Below are 16455 nucleotides of genomic sequence, written 5' to 3' on the forward strand. Positions count from 1 at the left end.
CCCCCGGCTGCGCCCTCGTCGCGCTCGCCCTCGCGGCCGAGCATCCCCGGGGCTAACCGGGCGGGAACGCGATGTCCTCGACCCGCTGGGGACCGGGCTCTCCACTGCCGGGAATGGGGGTGCGCCTCCAGCTGGCGGAGGGCACCGTGACGGCGCACGTCAGCACGGTCCTCGGGAGGCTCGGAGTACGCAACCGGGTGGAGGCCGCGCTGATCGCACACGAGGCCGGCAGGCCGGACGTATCGGCTGACGCGTCTCAGGTCCCGTCCGCGGCGCCTCCCTTCGCGGGGCCGGCACCCGCCGGGTCCAGGCTCCGGCGCTGCCTGCTGATCGAGTCGGGGTCCCAGCCGGGCCGGGGGACGGACGCGAGGAGCAACCGGGTGTAGGGGTGCCGGGGGGAGGCGAGGAGCTCGCCGACGGGGCGGTGTTCCATCGTCCGGCCCCGGTACATGACCAGGGCCTCGTCGCAGACGTACCGGACGACGGCGAGGTCGTGGCTGACGAATACCAGCCCGATGCCCGTGTCGCGGCGGATGTCGGCGAGCAGGTTGAGGACCTGCGCCTGCACCGACACGTCCAGCGCGGACACGGCCTCGTCGAGCACCAGGACGGCGGGTTCCACGGCCAGCGCCCGGGCGATCGCGACGCGTTGGCGCTGCCCGCCGGAGAGCGCGCGGGGCAGTGCGGCCGCCTCGCGGGCGCCGAGGCCGACCTGGCCCAGCAGTTCCGTGACCCGGCGGGCGCGTGCCGCGCGGTCGTGGGCGCCGTGGAGCCGGAGCACGCCGTCGACGGTCGCCCCGACGGGGATCCGGGCGTCCAGGGAGAGGTAGGGGTCCTGGAAGACGATCTGGACCGCCTTGGCGCGGGCGAGGCGGGCCGCCCTGCCGCGCACCGTGGCGGCCAGGGGCTCTCCCCGTACGAGGATGCGGCCCGCGTCCGGCCGTTCCAGACCGATCAGCATCCGGGCCGTGGTGGTCTTCCCTGAGCCGGACTCCCCCACGATGCCGAGGGCTCCTCCCGCCCGCAGGGCGAAGGAGAGGCCGTCGACCGCGACGACCTCCGTCCGCCGGGTCCGGTAGGTCTTGCGCAGGCCGCTCACCTCGAGGAGCGCGCGGGTGGGGTCGGCGGTCAACTGTCCTCCTTGTACAGCGGGACGGCAGGGGCGTGAGCCCGGGCCGGGCCGGGGCCCGGCCCGGTGGCCGGGCCCGCGAGTTCCCCGGCGCGGTGGCAGGCGACCAGGCCCGGGCCCTGCCGCTGGAGCGCCGGCGGGGACTGGTCGCAGCGGCCGGGCCGGACGAACCGGCAGCGCGGTGCGAAGGCGCAGCCGGGTGCGGACTCCAGCAGGCCCATCGGCGAGCCGGGGACGGGTACGAGGCGGGCCGGCGGCCCGTCGGGGCCCGTCAGCGGCGGGGAGGAGCCGAGCAGTCCCGCGGTGTAGGGGTGCCGGGGTGAGGCGAAGAGGTCCGCCACGGGAGCGGTCTCGACGATGCGGCCCGCGTACATCACGTGGATCCGGTCGCTCACGGCGGCGGCCAGCTCGATGTCGTGGGTGATGAGGAGCATGCCGAGGCCGCGTTCGCGGCGCAGCCCGCCCAGGAGGGCCAGGATCTCGGCCTGGGTGCTGACGTCGAGCGCGGTGGTCGGTTCGTCGCACAGCAGCAGCCGGGGTCCGGTGGTGAGGGCGGCGGCGATCACGACGCGCTGGAGCATGCCGCCGGAGAGTTCGTGCGGGTACTGGTTCAGGTGCCGGACGGGGTCCGGCAGGCCGACCGCGGCGAGGAGTTCGGCCGCCCTGGTGTCCGCACGGTCCTTCGGCCAGCCGTGCACCTGGCGCAGGGACTCGGTGAGGAAGTCCCCCACGCGGCGTACCGGGTTGATGGCGGCCCGCGGGTCCTGGTAGACCATCGCCGCTGTGGCGGTGCGTACGGCGCGCAGGTGCGCGGCATCGGCGCCGACGAGGTCGGTGCCGTCGACGCGGACCCGGCCGGAGGTCCGGCAGCCCGCGGGGAAGAGTCCGAGGGCGGCGCGGGCGGTGACGGACTTGCCGGATCCGGACTCGCCGACCAGGGCGACGATCTCCCCCTCCTCGACGGTCAGGTCGATGCCGTCCAGGACCGGCCGGGCCGTCGCGGGCAGGGTGATGCTCAGGGCCTCGTACGCGAGGAGTGTCATCGGGGGTCCCTTCCCGCGAGCCGGTCGCCGAGGTTCTCCCCGACGACGTTGAAGGCGACGACCACCAGGACCACCGCGACGGCCGGCACCACCGCGGAGAGCGGCTGCCCCTGGAGTACGGCCGCCTGCCCCTGGTTGATCATGGCTCCCCAGTCGGGGGTCGGCGGCTGGACGCCGAGTCCCAGGAAGGACAGGGCGGCGAGGTCGAGCAGGGCGTAACCGAAGTTGACCGTGGACTGGGCGAGCAGGGTGGGTGCGAGGTGGGGGAGCATCCTGCGCACCGTGACGAACAGGGCGGAGTGTCCCTGCACCTGGTAGGCGGCGATGTAGGGCCTGGCCTTCTCGCGCAGGGCGAGGTCCCGGACGAGGCGTGCGGTGTACGGCATGTAGGCGAGCGCCATGGCGAGCACCGGAGCCGTCGTCCCCTTGCCGAAGAGGGCGACCGCGAGGATGGCGAGGAGGAGGGCGGGGAAGGCGAACAGGACGTCCAGCACCCTGCCGAGGGCGGTGTCGATCCAGCCTCCCCGCCATGCGGCGTACAGGCCTGCGGCGGTGCCGAGGAGGGTGGAGGACAGCACGACGGCGAGCGGTCCCGCCAGGCTGGTCCGGGTGCCGACGATGAGGGCCGACAAGGTGTCGTGGCCGCCCTGGTCGGTGCCGAGCCAGTGGCCGGCGCCCGGTCCCAGGAGGCTGTCGCCGAGGCGTCCGAAGGTCGGGTCCTGCGGGGCGAGCCAGGGCGCCAGCAGCGCGACCAGCAGGAAGGTGAGGAGCAGGAGCAGGCAGATCCGCTGGAGCGGGCTGCCGCCCAGGGCCCGGAGCCGGGTGAGCGGACCGTGCGCGAGGCCCTTGGGCGGCGCCGCGGCCGGGGCGGCGGGCGGGGTGGCGGGGGAGGTCGGGGGCCGGGTGGTCATCGGGCGCTCCCCCCTGCCGCCACGCGCGGGTCGATCAGCGGGTGCAGGAGGTCGACGAGGGCGTTGACCACGACGAACGCGGCCACGACCAGCAGCACGACGGCCTGGACGACCTGGAAGTCCAGCTGGTCCACGGACTGGACGAGGAGGGACCCGACACCCGACATGCCGAAGGCGGTCTCCACGATGGCGGTGCTCACGAGCATCCCCGAGACGAGGAGCGCGGAGACCGTCACGATCGGCCCGAGGGCGTTGCGCAGCACGTGCCGCCGGATGACGGTACGCCGGGGCGTTCCCCGGCTGAGGGCGACTTCGACGTGTTCGCGCCGCAGTTCGTCGAGCATGGCCGAGCGGGTCACCCGGGTCACCAGGGCCGTGAAGGTCACGGACAGCGCCGCGGCGGGCAGGACGACGTGGTGGAGGCTGTCGAGGACCCCGCTGCCGTTGCCGATCGTGGGGAACCAGCCGAGCCGGACCCCCAGGACGGACCGGAGCAGCAGGGCGACGGCGAAGGCGGGTGCGGCGGCGCCCACCGTCACCAGCAGCATCAGGGTGCGGTCGGTCCGGGTGCCCTTGCGCAGCGCTCCGACCGTTCCGGCCCCGATGCCCACGACGGCGATCATCAGGGCGGAGACCCCGACGAGGAGGAGGGAGGTGGGCAGGCGGGACCAGATGACGGTGGCGACGTCCTGGTGGAAGAGGTGGGAGCGGCCGAAGTCGCCGTGCAGGACGCCTTCGAGCCAGTTCCGGTACCGCAGCAGGAACGGTTCGTCGAAGCCGTACTGCTGTCGGATCGCGGCGAGTTGCTCCGCGCTCGGGCTGCGGCCCCGGACGAGGAAGGCGGCGGGGTCGCCCGGGGCGAGGTGGAGCGAGGAGAACACCAGGAACGAGGTCACCAGCAGCGTCGCCGCCATCCCGGCCAGCCGGCGGAGCACGCGCCGGGCCAGAGCGGCCGCGACGCTCATCCCTTGGCTCCGATCTCGGCCGCCCAGGGGTAGTACAGGTAGGCGATGGAGGGCTGGACCCCGGTGATCCGTTTGCCGAGGAAGACGCTCACGGGCTGCGTGTACAGGGGCAGCCAGGGCAGTTCCCGCATGGCGATCCGCTGGGCCTCGGCGTTGGCCGCCGCGTGCTGGCCCGGTTCCTGCGCGGCCACGGCGCGGTCGACGGCGGCGTCGAAGGCGGGGTCGGACCAGCCGCCGTAGTTGCTGGAAGAGCCGGTCCGGAGCGAACCGTACATGTCCAGCGGGTCGGTGACCGAGGTGTACCAGAAGGTGAGGAAGAGGTCGACTCCCTCGCGGGCGGCCGGGTCGGTGAACAGGGCCGTGTACTTCTCCGCGGAGACGCTGTCGATCTGCGGCTTCAGCCCGATCGCGGTGGCCGCCTGGGCGACGGCCTGGGTGATGATGGTCGTCTGGGAGTCGAGCGGGCTGGTCGCGATGACGATCTTCTGTCCGGAGACGCCGGCCTCGGCGGCGAGCGCCTTGGCCTTCGCCGGGTCGTACGGGTAGTCCGGCAGCTCCTTGAGGACGCCCTCGCGGGCCGCGGCGGGCGCCGTGCTCCACAGGTTGTCGGTGACCAGCGACCGGGCGACGTCCCCGACCCCGCCGGCGCCCGCCGCGACGATGCCCTCGCGGTCGATGGCCATGAGCAGGGCGCGGCGTACGCGGGCGTCTCCCAGCGGGCCCTTCAGATTGCTGACCACCTCGTCGGCGACGGTGGTGTTCCGGCCGAAGTAGAGGGTTCCGGCCCGGCTGGAGCCCAGTTGCCCGTACGCGCTGGGCGGGACCATCCAGCCGCCGTCGACCTCCCCGCTCTGGAAGGCGTTGACGCGGGTGGTCGGGTCGGCGAGGAAGACGAACTTCGCCTGCCGTGACTTCGCCTTGAGGTCGGGGTTCCAGTAGTCGTCGAAGCGCGTGAGGGTGAGGGACTGTCCGGAGGTCCAGGAGGAGAAGGAGAACGGGCCGGTGCAGTTCACCCCGGTCTGCGGATTGCCGTAGTCCTTGCCCGCCGCGGCGAGGGTGGCGGCGGACTCCACGGTGCCGGGGCTCGCGGCGAGGTACTGGTTGAACAGGGAGTCGGGCCGGGCCAGGGTGACGGTGACTTCCATGGGCCCGGTCCGGTCGACCGACGTCACGTTCCGGAAGGGGTACGCCCAGACGCCGGCCGTCGCGGGGTCGAGGTTGCGGCGCAGGGAGGCGACCACGTCGTCGGCGGTCAGGGCCGTGCCGTCGTGGAAGCGCACGCCGGGCCGGATCTGGTAGACCCAGGTGGTGGGGGTCGGGTTGGCGTACGAGGCCGCGAGGTTCGGCGAGGTCGTCAGGTCGGGGTTCCAGCGCAGCAGGCTCTCGCAGACGTTGGCGAGGATCTGGTTGGGCGGATAGTCGAAGGCGTGGGCGTAGTCGATGGTGGTCGGTTCTGCGAAGACGGACCAGGTGAAGGAGTCCAGGTCGCCCGCGGCAGCCGGGGTCCTGTCGGTCAGCCGGTGGGGGGCCGCGTCGTCGGCCTGGCGGGCGGTGCCGCTGCACGCGCTCGTGATGAGCACCGTGGCCGCGGCGAGGGCGGCCGCTACGGCCTGGCGCAGCCGTGCGGGGCGTGGCGCGCTCGATCGGGCTGAGGGCATCGTCTGCCTCCGTGAGGGGTGAGCGGGGTGGGAGGAGCTGCGGGAGGGTCGGTCGGGAGGTTCAGTGCTGTGCGGCGAAGACGAGTTCGCCGTCGACGTAGGTCCGGCTCACCCGGGTCCGGGCGATCTCCTCGCCGGGGTGGGCGAAGGGGTCCCGGTCCAGGACGACGAGGTCCGCGTACTTGCCCGCCTCGACGGTTCCGGTGACCTCGTCGAGGTGGTTCACCCAGGCGCTGCCCGCCGTGTACGCGGTCAGGGCCTCGGCCAGGGTCAGTGCCTGCTCCGGGAAGAACGGTGCGGCGGGCGGCCGGGCGGCGTGGTCCGAGGGCGTCTCGTCGGGCACGACCCGGTTGACGGCGACGTGGATGCCGCTGAGCGGGTCGGGGCTGCTCACGGACCAGTCGCTGCCGGCGACGAGCCGGGTGCCGGCGCGGCGCAGGTCTCCGAACGGGTACTGGAGGGCGGCGCGTTCGGGGCCGAGGAAGGGGATCGTCAGCTCGTCCATCTGCGGTTCGTGCGCGGCCCACAGGGCCTGGATGTTCGCGGCCGCCCCCAGGGCGGCGAAACGCCCGATGTCGTCGGGGTGGACGAGCTGCAGGTGTGCGAGGTGGTGGCGGTTGTCGTTGGGCCCGTTGGCTTCGCGGGCCGCGGCCAGGGCGTCCAGGACCTCGCGGACGGCGCGGTCGCCCAGGGCGTGGAAGTGGACCTGGAAGCCCGCCCGGTCCAGGAGGCGCACCGCCTCGGTGAGCAGCTCCGGGTCGATGAAGCTGAGGCCGGTGTTGTGGGTGGGGCAGCCGCAGCCGTCGAGGTAGGGGGCGAGCATGGCGGCGGTGAAGTTCTCGGCGATGCCGTCCTGCATGATCTTGACGCTGGTGGCCCGGAAGCGGCCCGCCCGGCCGGTGCGGCGGCGCTCCTCCAGTTCGGGGATCTGTTCCAGGCCGCGTTCCCGGTCCCACCACAGGGCGCCGACGACCCGTACGCGCAGGGAGCCTTCGCGGGCGGCCCGCAGGTAGACGCCGAAGTTGTCGGGGTGACCGGGGAAGGCGCCGACCATGGCGTCCTGCCAGCTCGTCACGCCGAGGGAGAGCAGGTGCTCCTGGGCGGCGAGGAGTCCGGCGTAGGCCTCGTCCTCGGTGGGCAGGGGGACGTGACGGGCCACGAGGTCCATGGCGCCCTCCTGGAGGGTGCCCGCGGGAGACCCGTCGGGTTCCCGCTCGATCCTGCCGTCCACGGGATCGGGGGTGCTGCGGTCGAGGCCGGCGATCTCCAGGGCGCGGGTGTTGACCCAGGCCCCGTGGCCGTCGCGGTTGGTGAGCATGACGGGCCGGTCCGGGACGACCGCGTCGAGGACGGCGCGGGTGGGCGTACCCCCGGGGAACACGTCCATCGACCAGCCTCCGCCCCGGATCCAGGCGGCCTGGGGGTGGTCCTCTGCGTACCGGGCCAGTACGGCCAGGTAACCCTCGACGGTGTGCTGTCCGCTGAGGTCGCAGCTGAGCATCTGCACGCCGGCCACCACCGGGTGGACGTGGGCGTCCTGGAAGCCGGGGACGAGCAGGCCGCCCGCCAGGTCCACGACCTCGGTGGCGCCGTCCGCGAGCGAGCGGACCTCGCTCTCCTCGCCGACGGCGAGGATCCGGCCGCCCCCCACGGCGACGGCGGCCTCGACGGGGGCGTCGGCGGTGGCGGTGAAGACCTTCCCTCCGACGAAGACGGTGTCGGCCCGCTGCCCGGCCCGCTGACTGTGGTTGGCCATCGACGCATCCTCCGGCTCGGCGGGCGGACCCGCACGGCGTGTTGTTGAGGAGGAGTGAACGGGAGCGCAACATCGTTGTCAACGGTGTTGCGCGAACTCCGGTCCCCATCGATACACTGACGGCACCATGCCGAAGTCATCCGACACACCCGCCCGGTCCAAGCGCTCGGGCAGCCAGCTCACACCCGATGCGATCATCGAGGCGAGCCTGCGCATCGCGGCCCGCGGCAGCGAGGACGCCTTCACCGTCCGGCGCCTCGGCGAGGAGCTGGGCGCCGACCCCACGGCGATCTACCGGCACTTCCGCGACAAGGACGAGCTGCTGCTGTCCGTCGCCGACCGCACCCTCGGCGAGGTGCTCGACAGCATCCCCGAGGGCTTGGACTGGAAGGACCGGCTGCGGGCACTGGCCGCGGGATCCCTGGAGGTCGCGCTCAAGTACCCCGTGGTCGGCTCGACCATGGCCAGCCGGACCACGAGGAGGCCCAACGAGTTCCGGGTCGTCGAGCTCATCCTCGGCGCCGTCATGGAGGCCGGGCTCGAGGGGGCCGAGGCGGCCGTCCACTACCGGATGGTCGGGGACTCGCTCCTGGCCTTCGTCGGCCAGCGCGCCGCCTACCTGCTGTTCGACCCGGACGTCCGGGAGGCCGACGAGTCCTCGTGGAGCCGCGAGTACCGCCTGGTCGACGCCCAGGGGTTCCCGAACATCACCCGGCTGAGCACCGAGCTGGCCGAGGTGACGGACGAGCAGATCTTCCTGGCCCGGGTCGAAGCGCTGATCACCGCGATCGAGCGGAGGGCCGGGGAGCTCGGGTGATCCGCGGGCGCCCGCGGCGCCCGCGGGCCCGTACGGGTCGGGGGAGGTCACGCGCCGGCAGAGCGGGGCGGCGGGCCGAAACTGCTCTCCGGCGGGCCGTGACCGGGCCGGGCGCCGCTCGTTGTAGCTGTCGGTCAGCGAAGTGACACACGGCTGCGGGGCTCCTTCGAGCCCCGCAGCCGGCGCTGCGCCGGCCGGACTGCACGAAGCCGGGCAGGCCCGTCCCGTCGAAACGGTGGACCGAGCGCCGCAGGAGCTCGAGGAACCCGGCGGGGATTCCGGCGATCCGGTCGGACTCCGCTGCCTCGCCGGCGCTGCGGGACCGCCACACGGCACCGTCCACGGCGACCGCTTACGGGATTCCGCCTCCGTCCGAGCCGATCAGTACGGGGTCCCCGGATCCGGCCGCGGCCCCGGGCAGTTCCAGGCGCTCGTGCCGTGCCCGGGCTCCGGCGTGCAGGAAGTGCGCGTTGCCGACGCCACCCTGTGCACGGCGCCGTTCTCGCGGGAGCAGGAGGCGAGTTCCGCGAAGCCCTCCGACTCCGCGGCGAGCAGTTCCGCGGCGCTCCGGTCGTCCGCGTCCGCGGCGCACACCGCGTTCTCCCCCGGGCGTCGCCGCACTCCTCCCCGAATCCGCGGCGCAGGGCGGCGAGCGCCTCGCAGACGTCCTCCCGCCGGCCGGCGCGCACCGCGGTCGTGAGGCGCGCGGGCCGGGCCAGGCCGAAGGGTGGGTCGCCGGGTCCCTGACCGCATCATCGCAGCTCACCCCAGGTGGGACGGCAACCCAGAAGATGTCCTTCCGTCTCCTCCCGTCATGGGTCCCTGCAGATCCGAGCCGTGCACCCCGACGAGTTGCCCCGCCCCCAGGACACCTCGCGGGCTGCCGGGCGGTGCTTCCGGGACATCGGGATGCCGGAGATCGCCGACGACGAGCCGCTCCCGGCCGGTGAACTCGCCGGCCACCAGCAGGCCGGGCCGGCGTGGGCCGCGGTCGACGGCTCCGGTACCCCGGTCGGCTGTCCGATCCCGACCGGGTCGACGGGGCTCCACGCGGAGCAGGTGTCGGTGCACCCGGACAGCGCGCACCGCGGGATCGGCCGGGCGCTGCGGGTTCCGGCGGCTGGACGAGGCGGAACTCACCCCGGGGCTGCACGAGATCCGCGCACGCGAAACGGCCCACGGCCTGGACCGCCGGCCGCGGGCCTGCATACGGGGCGAACGTCCAGGCCTAGGCCGGCTCGAAGCCGGCGAGCATCGTCTGGAGTGCCTCCTGGTCCGGTCCCGTGAAGGGGCTGATGCCCGGCACGGTGGCCAGGGTGTCGAGGAACCGTGCGGCCTGACCCGGGGCCGGGGGCAGGTGGGTGGAGAGGATCGTGTCCGGGTCCATGGTCCGCAGCGGCTCCACCGTGGCGAGGAACCGGTCCGAATCCACCAGCTGGACCCACGGGCTGTCCACGCTCGCCCACAGCCGCTGTGCGCCCCGCAGCTCGCCCGCGTGCACCACCCCGACGTCCGGGCACATGGCGACGTCGGCGCTGGGCATGGGCCCGCCGAAGCAGTCGGAGCTGAAGCAGGTGCGGGAACGGTCGTCGTAGAACCCGACCGTGGCCGGGTTGTCGTACAGCGGCGGCCGGAAGGCGTGGAGCGTGCGGTCGCCCACGTCCAGGGACTGGCCGGGGTTGAGGAAGTACACGCGGTCCATGGGCAGTGGATGCTCGGTGGACATGACCCCGGCCGCCAGGAACGTCGTGACCACACGCGCCTCGGGCGCTGCGTCGAGCAGCGCGAAGAGGCCGCCCGTATGGTCGCGGTCGGGGTGCGTCAGCCAGATCCACCGCACGTCTTCGGGGTCGATCACGGAGCCCAGCCTGTTGAGGAAGTCCCGGTCGGGCAGTCCGAGACCGGTGTCGACGACCACCGGCTGTTCGGCGTGCAGGACGAAGGCGTTCACCGGGACGAACCCGATGCCCGGCACCTCCAGGCAGTCGGCGAGAACGGTGGCGTCGGAACCTACCTTGTGCGTGCTCATGACGATCTCCACGGCCCGGCGGCGAACGGGCTCTCCCTCCATCTTGGCGCCGCAGGGTTGCGTACGCGCGCGGGAGCCGCCAGGGAGCGCCGAGCCCACCCGGCCCGGTCCGCAGAGGTGCGGATACGGCGGGTACCGCGCGCCGCCGGCCGCCCCGCGCGGCCCCGGGGCTCCGGCTACCGGAGGACGCCCGCACCGGCGGAGCAGACCACGACGATCCCGACCGCGCCGACCACGAGCAACCACGAGCGGAAGCCGGTGTGCCGCACCGGGCTCCCGCCGCGCCTCATCCGGCCGGTCCGGGACCGCCGCCGGCCGCCGGCCCGCGTCGGGGCGGGCGGGGCGGCTGCCACCTCCGCCAGCAGGCGGCGGCAGGCCGCGGCGAGCTCGCCGGTCCCCGCGGAGAGGCCGGCGACCGCCTCCGAGCGGGCGGGGGCGGTCGTACCGCCCTCCAGGATCCGCCCGGCGCGCAGCAGGACCTCGTCGCGGCCCGCGCCGGTGGACAGGCTGATCCACCGCTGGACGTGCTCCCCCCGGATGACGACCACGCCGGACCGGTCGCGGTACACGGTGTGCTCCCGCCACAGCATCCCGGCCAATGCGTCGGCGGTTTCCCGCAGTTGCGCACTCATCCAGCTCCCCCACAGCACGGTCACAATCGAACAGACAGGTGACTTTAACGCCTGCCGCCTCCTGCGCCGGAAGGGGGGTACGGGTCCTGTGCGAGGCGCGGTTCACCGCTCCTCCACGGGGCGGGACGGCAGGACGCCACCGCCTCGGCGGGGCGTCAGGGGAGGTCGGCGGTCGGCGGGTCCAGGGCGTAGACGTGGGGTTCGTCGGACTCCCACTCGAGCAGCTGCACGACGTCGCCCAGGACCACTTCGTCGGGGTCGGGCAGTCCGGCCCGCCGCAGGAACTCGATGACGTCCTCGTCGGAGTGGGCCAGCCCGAGGGACTCCGCACCGCTCCCGGTGCGCAGCGTCACCTGCCGGCCTCCCGACGGGAAGATCCGGTGCACGACGACCGGGGCATGGTGCATACCACCAGCCTCGCCCCGGCGGGCGGGCCCTGCACCCCGGGCCGCGGCCGCCGAGGCCGGGCAGGGCCCGTCACACCCTCAGGGAGTGCGGCCGGCGGCGGCCACCGCGGACCCGGTGGCGCCCGGCACCCGGAACATCGAGGGATCCGGGTACGTCGCCTTCTCCGCCCGCACGACCTCCTCCATCTCCGCCTTGAACTCGGGCCCGAAGAGGTCGACCGTCAGCAGCAGCCGGAGCCCCCGCACGGTCGGGTCGAGCAGTGGGCGGGCCATCCGCGACCCGCCGCCGCTGATGCCGGTGAATCCGGACCGGGCCGTCGCGAGTCTGCCGCTCACCCGCTCCTCGAGCCCTGCGGCGGCGTGCCCGACGATCAGTGCGAGGTCCGTGAGGAACTTCCGGGCCCCTCGGGCCATCTCCTCCGCACCCTGGAGCGTCTGGACACTGCCGCCCGCCACCTTGAAGTCGTCACCGGTGCGCTTGGGGCCGCGGGCCTCGTACACCCTCAGGGCCTCCTCGAAGAGCCGGCCCGCCTCGTCCACCGTCTTCATCGCCGCCACCAGCTGGTCGATGTCGATCTCCCGCGTCACGCTGCCTCCTGATCCGGAACTGTGCTGCCGCACCGACCGTAGGAGGCGAAGGCTCCGCTACGGAACACCCTTGCGGTAGGTAAATGCCGAAGTCACGGGCCTGCCGCCCGCTCCGGACGTCCCCGCCGCCCGCTCCCGCGTCAGCGCCCCGGGCCGGGGTCCGCTCCCCTCGGCGCGGGCAGGAACTTCCCCGCCTTGAGCTCCAGCTGCCCGGCGAAGTACGCCTGCGCGTCGGGGCGCATCCGGGCGAGGGCGACCAGGGCGGTGATGGCGACGTCGCAGACCTCGTCGTGGACGTCCTCCCAGCTGTGGGAGTGCCCCTTGCGCGGGTTGGTCCCCCTCGCCCCGATCACGGCCTGGGCGGCCTCCCCGAACTCCTCCCCGATCTTCAGGACTTGGAGGATGTGGCTCTCCTGCGACGGAATGCCCCGTTCTGCGTCGGCGGCGTCGAAGCGGGCGGCGAGTGCGATGACGGTGTCCCATGCGGAGGTCACGGCCAGGGGTGCCTTCCTGTTGTCGCGAACTGATGTACCGGACGGTCCTGGAGCGGGACGGATCCGAGCCACTCCCTCCCCGCCGGGCCGGGCAGCACCATACTCGGGGCATGGCTGACACCTTCACTTGCGCGCGCGGGGCCGGCTCCGGGCACACCGATTCCCGGGCGGCGTGAGGCGCGTGGAACTGCTCATCGACCACCGCTGGCTACTGGAGCGGCAGGAAGCCCTGTTCAAGGACGTGCAGGTCGCCGACCACTCGGCGCTGGCCGCCGCCGTGGCCCGGCACCGGGTGAACACCCCCAGCCTCACGGTGGGCGCTCCTGACGCCTGCTGGCGGGCGGCCGCCCTCCTGGAGGCGATCGTCCTCCTGCGCCCGCTCCCCGCCCACAACGAGTACTTCGCCTACGGGGTGGCGGTCGCGTACATCGAGGCGTCCGGCGGGGCCGTCGAGGCCCCGTACGAGCACTGGCGCGACCTCGTCACCGACATCCGGGCGCTGCGCCTGACCGTCTACGACGTGGCGGACCGGCTGCGCTCCTGGCAGCCGGCGTAGGGAGGGCACTCCCCCGTCAGCGCCTGCGGGCGGCGGGGGTGTTCACCAGGAGGGCATCGGAGACGAGCCGCGCGCCCCGGGCGAGCCTGCTGAGCTGTTCGAGCTCCACGGCGTACATCCGGATGGTGTTCTCTATGACGGACTCGGCCATTCCGAGGGTGGGCAGTTCGGCCCTGCTGGTCTGGAGGGCCACCCGTACCGCGCGCATCTCGTGCTGCAACTGGAGCTGTACGTGCCGGGCGAGGAGTGCGTGATGGCGGGTCAGGGTCAGATAGCTGCCGTAACGGGCCGGAAGCAGGTCCCGCAGCCAGCGCGTCGCCGAGCGTTCCCAGTCGTGGGTCCCGGGGGCCTTGACCTGCATGGGCCAGTCGGGGCTGCGTGTGATGGTGGCCGTCTGGGGCATTCTCGTCACTTCCGAGTGGTGTCGAACTCTGACCGAGATGGTGCGGGGGGCGGCCCCGGCCCAGGGGTTGACCGGGGCCGCCATGGGCGCTCAGCGGGATCCGAAGGCCTGACTCGACCCGCAGCCGTGACGTGAGGAGGAGCATCACGTTGCGTGTCTGTTCTAGGAGGACGTGGGGTCGCCCTCCTTGGCATCTGGTGGATCCGGAGCGCCGCCGCCAGTAAACATATATACCGTCGAGTAAGCAAGCGCATGAAAAATTTCATGCACCCGGTGGCCTGAATATATTCCCCCCGACGCGACTGAAAGTTTGCCTACAGGAAGAAGCCGTGCTGGTCAGCGACCTGCTCGTACCCTTCGAGCCGCGACTGTGTCCGCTCGGGATCGGCATCGGCCATGGCTTGAAGTAGTGCGGCTGACAGCATCCCGGGGGCCGCGTACGAGTCGAAGACCAGCCGCGATCCGGTCCCCGCGGTCAGCGCCACGTCCGCCTCGTCCACCAGCGGCCCCAGGGTCGGATCCGTGATGAGCACGACGCGCAGCCCCGTGCTGCGGGCGGCCCGGACCGCCGCCAGGGTCTCCTTGGCGTGCCGCGGCATGGCGAAGGCCAGGACCCACGTCCCGCCGGCGGCCCTGGACTGGAGCAGCGCGTCGAAGGCGACGCTGCCGCCGCGGGTCACCAGCCGCACGTCCGGGTGGATGCGCCGGGCCGCGTACGCGAAGTACTCCGCCAGCGAGACCGAGATCCGCAGGCCGAGGACGGTCAGCGGCACCGAGCGGGCCAGCTCGCGGCCGAGGTCCAGCACCTGGTTGGTGTCGGCGAGCAGCCGTCGGACGTTCTCCAGGTTCTCGATCTCGACGTCGACGGCGGCCTGCAGCTCGTTGCGGCGGATCTGGTCGCGGCTGTCGGGGGACCCGGCCACCGCGCTCAGCGCGATCGGCTGGAGCATCTCCCGCAGGGCCGGATAGCCGCTGAAGCCGAGGGAGACCGCGAAGCGGGTCACGGACGGCTGGCTGACGCCCACCCGCTCGGCCAGCTCCGTGATGGAGAGGAAGGCGGCCTCGGTGAGGTGGTCGATCAGGTACTGCGCGATCCGGCGCTGCCCCGGGGACAGCCTGCGGCCGTCGAAGAGTGCGAGGAGCCGGTCGGCGGGGGCGCGCCCCTGCTCCGGCGACGGCTGGCCGCTCGGCGTGATCGCGGCCGCCTGTGCGCGTGCCTGCTGGCCCGATGACACCGGAGGGCCTCCTTCTCATGTCACTCGTGTTCAAACATAGCTCACGCCCCGTGTTCGGCGAACCGGCCGGCCCCGGCGACGCACGGGGCGTGACCGGGACCGGCCGGGGGGTGTCTGCGCAGGCACATGCTTCCGGCGGGCGTCACTCCCCTGCGCCCGGCCCGTCGCCGCGGAAGCCCCGCAGATCGAGTTCCGGTGCCGCGGAGTCCGCGCGCCACCTCAACCGCCAGTCCCCGGCCGCACGCCCTTCCCTCGCCCCGGTCGACCGCGCGGACCCGTGCAGCGCGGCGCGGCCCAACGCGCCGTGGGCGTGGGGTCGTCGGACCAGGCGGGCTTCTCCTTGCCCAGGTACCGGGCGACGGAGGCCGCAGCGGAGGAGCGCTCGGCCGTCGGCCCCGGCTTCGACGTGGCGGAAGCGGGCCTCCACACCGTGCCCGATCACAGGGACCGGCCCCGGGCCGTCACCCGCTCCGTGAGCCGGAGCAGTGCCTCGACGTTGCGCGGCGGGCGGCCCGGACCGCCAGGGGACCGAAGGCGTGGGCCAGGAGGCCGATGGTCCGGATCATCGGATGTCCTCCGCCCTGCCGGCCTCGGCGAGCAGGGCGAGCCCGAGGGCCACGGGAGCGGAATCGGTCCCGTGCCGGACCGGCCACCGTCCGGTCTCCCCGGCCCTGGCAGCCGGCGCCCTGGGGACGGCAGCGCTGATGTGCTCGTTGCAGCGGTACGCCACCGGAGGTTCGAGGAGGTGCACGGCCCGTGCGCGCGGCGGGGCCCGGGTGCCCGGCGCCGTGCGGCGTCGGGAAACGGATCACCGCTGCGGTGAAGCGGCGGCTCGTCGGGCGTACGGGTTCCCCGCGCACCGGGCACGACCGCCGGACGCCGCAACCGCCGAGGGCGGTGGCGCCGGAAGACCGGCTCCACCGCCCCGACCGGGGATGTCACCCCTGGTTCGCTGCCGCAGTCGTCAGTGCGCAGTGCGTCAGTGCGTCAGTGCGTCAGTTCCAGTAGCGGCCGTGGGTCGGACAGGTCTGTCCGGTGCCCCCGCAGGCGCTGCAGGTCTTGCCGCTCTGCCCCCGGCAGGGCGGACAGTTGACGACGGCCTTGCCGTCCTTGCGGCACTTCGCACCGCTGCCCGAGCGGCCGCCCGAGAACAGGTCGCCGCCGGTCTTGTAGGCCCACTCCTTGCCGTGGCGGGGGCACCGGTAGCCGGCCGTGCACCGGCTGCACCCCCGCTCGCAGCACTTCTCCAGCGTCTCGCCGTGCCGGCACTTCATCTGACTCACTCCCGCCGCCTCCGCTCCGTGTCCGTGTCCATGCCGTCTTCGCGTCCGTGTCCGGCTGCCCGCTCCTCAGGCGGTCTTCCAGCCGCGCGTGCGGACGCTGCACTGCGCGAAGCCGAGCCGCAGACCGCCCGCGAGCCCGATGGCGTTCCCCATCCACCTGCGGATCTGGCCCATGCGCCGGTCGAGGTACACCTCGCCGGTGCAGCCGCCGTTCGTGGGGGTCAGGTCCACGTAGAAGCGGAAGTAGGTGTCGATCCTGTTGCCGGCCGTCACCGTCAGACCGCTGCGGTCCAGCCGGCTCAGGTAGACGGCCGCGGCCAGGCCGGGTTCCGTCACTTCGAAGACGGGGTCGCTCAACTGCTCGGAGACGCCGCTGAAGACGATCTTCAGCGTGTCGTCCACGGAGTGCGGAGACTCGAAACTGCCGATGCGCTTGGTGAACGTACTCATGGGAACTCCTCGGTCTCGCTGTCAGGCCACGGTCCGCCGACGCCCTCCCGGCCCCCGGTCCGGGGTGCGTCCGCCCCTCGATGCTCGGACCGCGGCCCC

General features: G+C 73.4%; 18 protein-coding genes and 1 pseudogene. 3 read left to right on the forward strand and 16 right to left on the reverse strand.

What is annotated here, in order from left to right; all coding sequences use genetic code 11:
* Positions 1-113: 113 nt before the first annotated feature.
* Positions 114-173 (forward strand): annotated as a pseudogene (locus ACFWUZ_RS12790) (hypothetical protein); the annotation flags it as partial.
* An 83-nt stretch (positions 174-256) separates the two neighbouring features.
* On the opposite strand, the gene ACFWUZ_RS12795 reads toward ACFWUZ_RS12790, so the two are convergent.
* The 6 genes from ACFWUZ_RS12795 to ACFWUZ_RS12820 form a co-directional block, all read right to left on the reverse strand.
* Positions 257-1132 (reverse strand): ATP-binding cassette domain-containing protein, encoded by an 876-nt coding sequence (locus ACFWUZ_RS12795; RefSeq protein ID WP_384371264.1) that lies wholly within the window; start codon positions 1130-1132, stop codon positions 257-259.
* Positions 1129-2172, reverse strand: coding sequence for an ABC transporter ATP-binding protein (locus ACFWUZ_RS12800; RefSeq protein WP_384371266.1), 1044 nt, complete (start codon positions 2170-2172; stop codon positions 1129-1131). Before ACFWUZ_RS12800 ends, ACFWUZ_RS12795 begins: the two co-directional genes overlap by 4 nt.
* Positions 2169-3083 carry an ABC transporter permease gene (locus tag ACFWUZ_RS12805; RefSeq protein WP_384371268.1) on the reverse strand — a complete coding sequence of 305 codons (915 nt, stop codon included), beginning with the start codon at positions 3081-3083 and terminating at the stop codon, positions 2169-2171. Before ACFWUZ_RS12805 ends, ACFWUZ_RS12800 begins: the two co-directional genes overlap by 4 nt.
* The gene (locus tag ACFWUZ_RS12810; protein ID WP_384371270.1) at positions 3080-4048 is read right to left on the reverse strand and encodes an ABC transporter permease; all 969 of its coding nucleotides are present in this window, start codon (positions 4046-4048) and stop codon (positions 3080-3082) included. Before ACFWUZ_RS12810 ends, ACFWUZ_RS12805 begins: the two co-directional genes overlap by 4 nt.
* On the reverse strand, positions 4045-5706 hold the full coding sequence (locus tag ACFWUZ_RS12815; protein ID WP_384371272.1) for an ABC transporter substrate-binding protein: 1662 nt from the start codon (positions 5704-5706) through the stop codon (positions 4045-4047). Before ACFWUZ_RS12815 ends, ACFWUZ_RS12810 begins: the two co-directional genes overlap by 4 nt.
* Positions 5707-5767: 61 nt before the next feature.
* A complete protein-coding gene (locus ACFWUZ_RS12820; protein WP_384371274.1) occupies positions 5768-7462 on the reverse strand; it encodes an amidohydrolase in 1695 nt (564 codons plus the stop codon).
* A gap of 127 nt (positions 7463-7589) precedes the next feature.
* Between ACFWUZ_RS12820 and ACFWUZ_RS12825 the strand changes: the two genes are divergently transcribed.
* Positions 7590-8279 (forward strand): TetR/AcrR family transcriptional regulator, encoded by a 690-nt coding sequence (locus ACFWUZ_RS12825; protein ID WP_384371276.1) that lies wholly within the window; start codon positions 7590-7592, stop codon positions 8277-8279.
* A 381-nt stretch (positions 8280-8660) separates the two neighbouring features.
* Here ACFWUZ_RS12825 and ACFWUZ_RS12830 read toward each other — a convergent pair whose 3' ends face one another.
* The 6 genes from ACFWUZ_RS12830 to ACFWUZ_RS12855 all read right to left on the reverse strand — a co-directional run bounded on the left by ACFWUZ_RS12830 (position 8661) and on the right by ACFWUZ_RS12855 (position 12429).
* Positions 8661-8900 (reverse strand): hypothetical protein, encoded by a 240-nt coding sequence (locus tag ACFWUZ_RS12830; protein ID WP_384371278.1) that lies wholly within the window; start codon positions 8898-8900, stop codon positions 8661-8663.
* Between the two features lie 607 nt (positions 8901-9507).
* Positions 9508-10308 carry an MBL fold metallo-hydrolase gene (locus ACFWUZ_RS12835; RefSeq protein WP_384371280.1) on the reverse strand — a complete coding sequence of 267 codons (801 nt, stop codon included), beginning with the start codon at positions 10306-10308 and terminating at the stop codon, positions 9508-9510.
* Positions 10309-10484: 176 nt separating this feature from the next.
* Entirely contained in the window at positions 10485-10940 is a 456-nt protein-coding gene (locus ACFWUZ_RS12840; RefSeq protein ID WP_384371282.1) for a hypothetical protein, read from the reverse strand.
* Between the two features lie 155 nt (positions 10941-11095).
* Positions 11096-11347: a hypothetical protein gene (locus ACFWUZ_RS12845; protein WP_384371284.1), complete on the reverse strand. Its 252-nt coding sequence runs from the start codon at positions 11345-11347 to the stop codon at positions 11096-11098.
* A gap of 78 nt (positions 11348-11425) precedes the next feature.
* Positions 11426-11935 carry a hypothetical protein gene (locus ACFWUZ_RS12850; protein WP_384371286.1) on the reverse strand — a complete coding sequence of 170 codons (510 nt, stop codon included), beginning with the start codon at positions 11933-11935 and terminating at the stop codon, positions 11426-11428.
* A gap of 140 nt (positions 11936-12075) precedes the next feature.
* Positions 12076-12429: a MazG-like family protein gene (locus tag ACFWUZ_RS12855; protein ID WP_384371288.1), complete on the reverse strand. Its 354-nt coding sequence runs from the start codon at positions 12427-12429 to the stop codon at positions 12076-12078.
* Between the two features lie 181 nt (positions 12430-12610).
* Here ACFWUZ_RS12855 and ACFWUZ_RS12860 point away from each other — a divergent pair, with 181 nt between their 5' ends.
* Positions 12611-12985, forward strand: a complete 375-nt coding sequence (locus ACFWUZ_RS12860) for a toxin Doc (protein ID WP_384371290.1) — start codon at positions 12611-12613, stop codon at positions 12983-12985.
* A 16-nt stretch (positions 12986-13001) separates the two neighbouring features.
* Here ACFWUZ_RS12860 and ACFWUZ_RS12865 read toward each other — a convergent pair whose 3' ends face one another.
* The 4 genes from ACFWUZ_RS12865 to ACFWUZ_RS12880 all read right to left on the reverse strand — a co-directional run bounded on the left by ACFWUZ_RS12865 (position 13002) and on the right by ACFWUZ_RS12880 (position 16356).
* Complete coding sequence (locus ACFWUZ_RS12865) at positions 13002-13388, reverse strand: hypothetical protein (protein WP_384371364.1); 387 nt, start codon at positions 13386-13388, stop codon at positions 13002-13004.
* Positions 13389-13702: 314 nt separating this feature from the next.
* The gene (locus ACFWUZ_RS12870; RefSeq protein ID WP_384371292.1) at positions 13703-14623 is read right to left on the reverse strand and encodes a MurR/RpiR family transcriptional regulator; all 921 of its coding nucleotides are present in this window, start codon (positions 14621-14623) and stop codon (positions 13703-13705) included.
* 995 nt (positions 14624-15618) lie between these two features.
* Positions 15619-15906 (reverse strand): hypothetical protein, encoded by a 288-nt coding sequence (locus ACFWUZ_RS12875; protein WP_384371294.1) that lies wholly within the window; start codon positions 15904-15906, stop codon positions 15619-15621.
* 66 nt (positions 15907-15972) lie between these two features.
* Positions 15973-16356 carry a hypothetical protein gene (locus tag ACFWUZ_RS12880; RefSeq protein ID WP_384371296.1) on the reverse strand — a complete coding sequence of 128 codons (384 nt, stop codon included), beginning with the start codon at positions 16354-16356 and terminating at the stop codon, positions 15973-15975.
* Positions 16357-16455: the final 99 nt, after the last annotated feature.

This window comes from Streptomyces sp. NPDC058646 (assembly GCF_042716875.1).
In the GTDB taxonomy this organism is placed as follows: domain Bacteria; phylum Actinomycetota; class Actinomycetes; order Streptomycetales; family Streptomycetaceae; genus Streptomyces.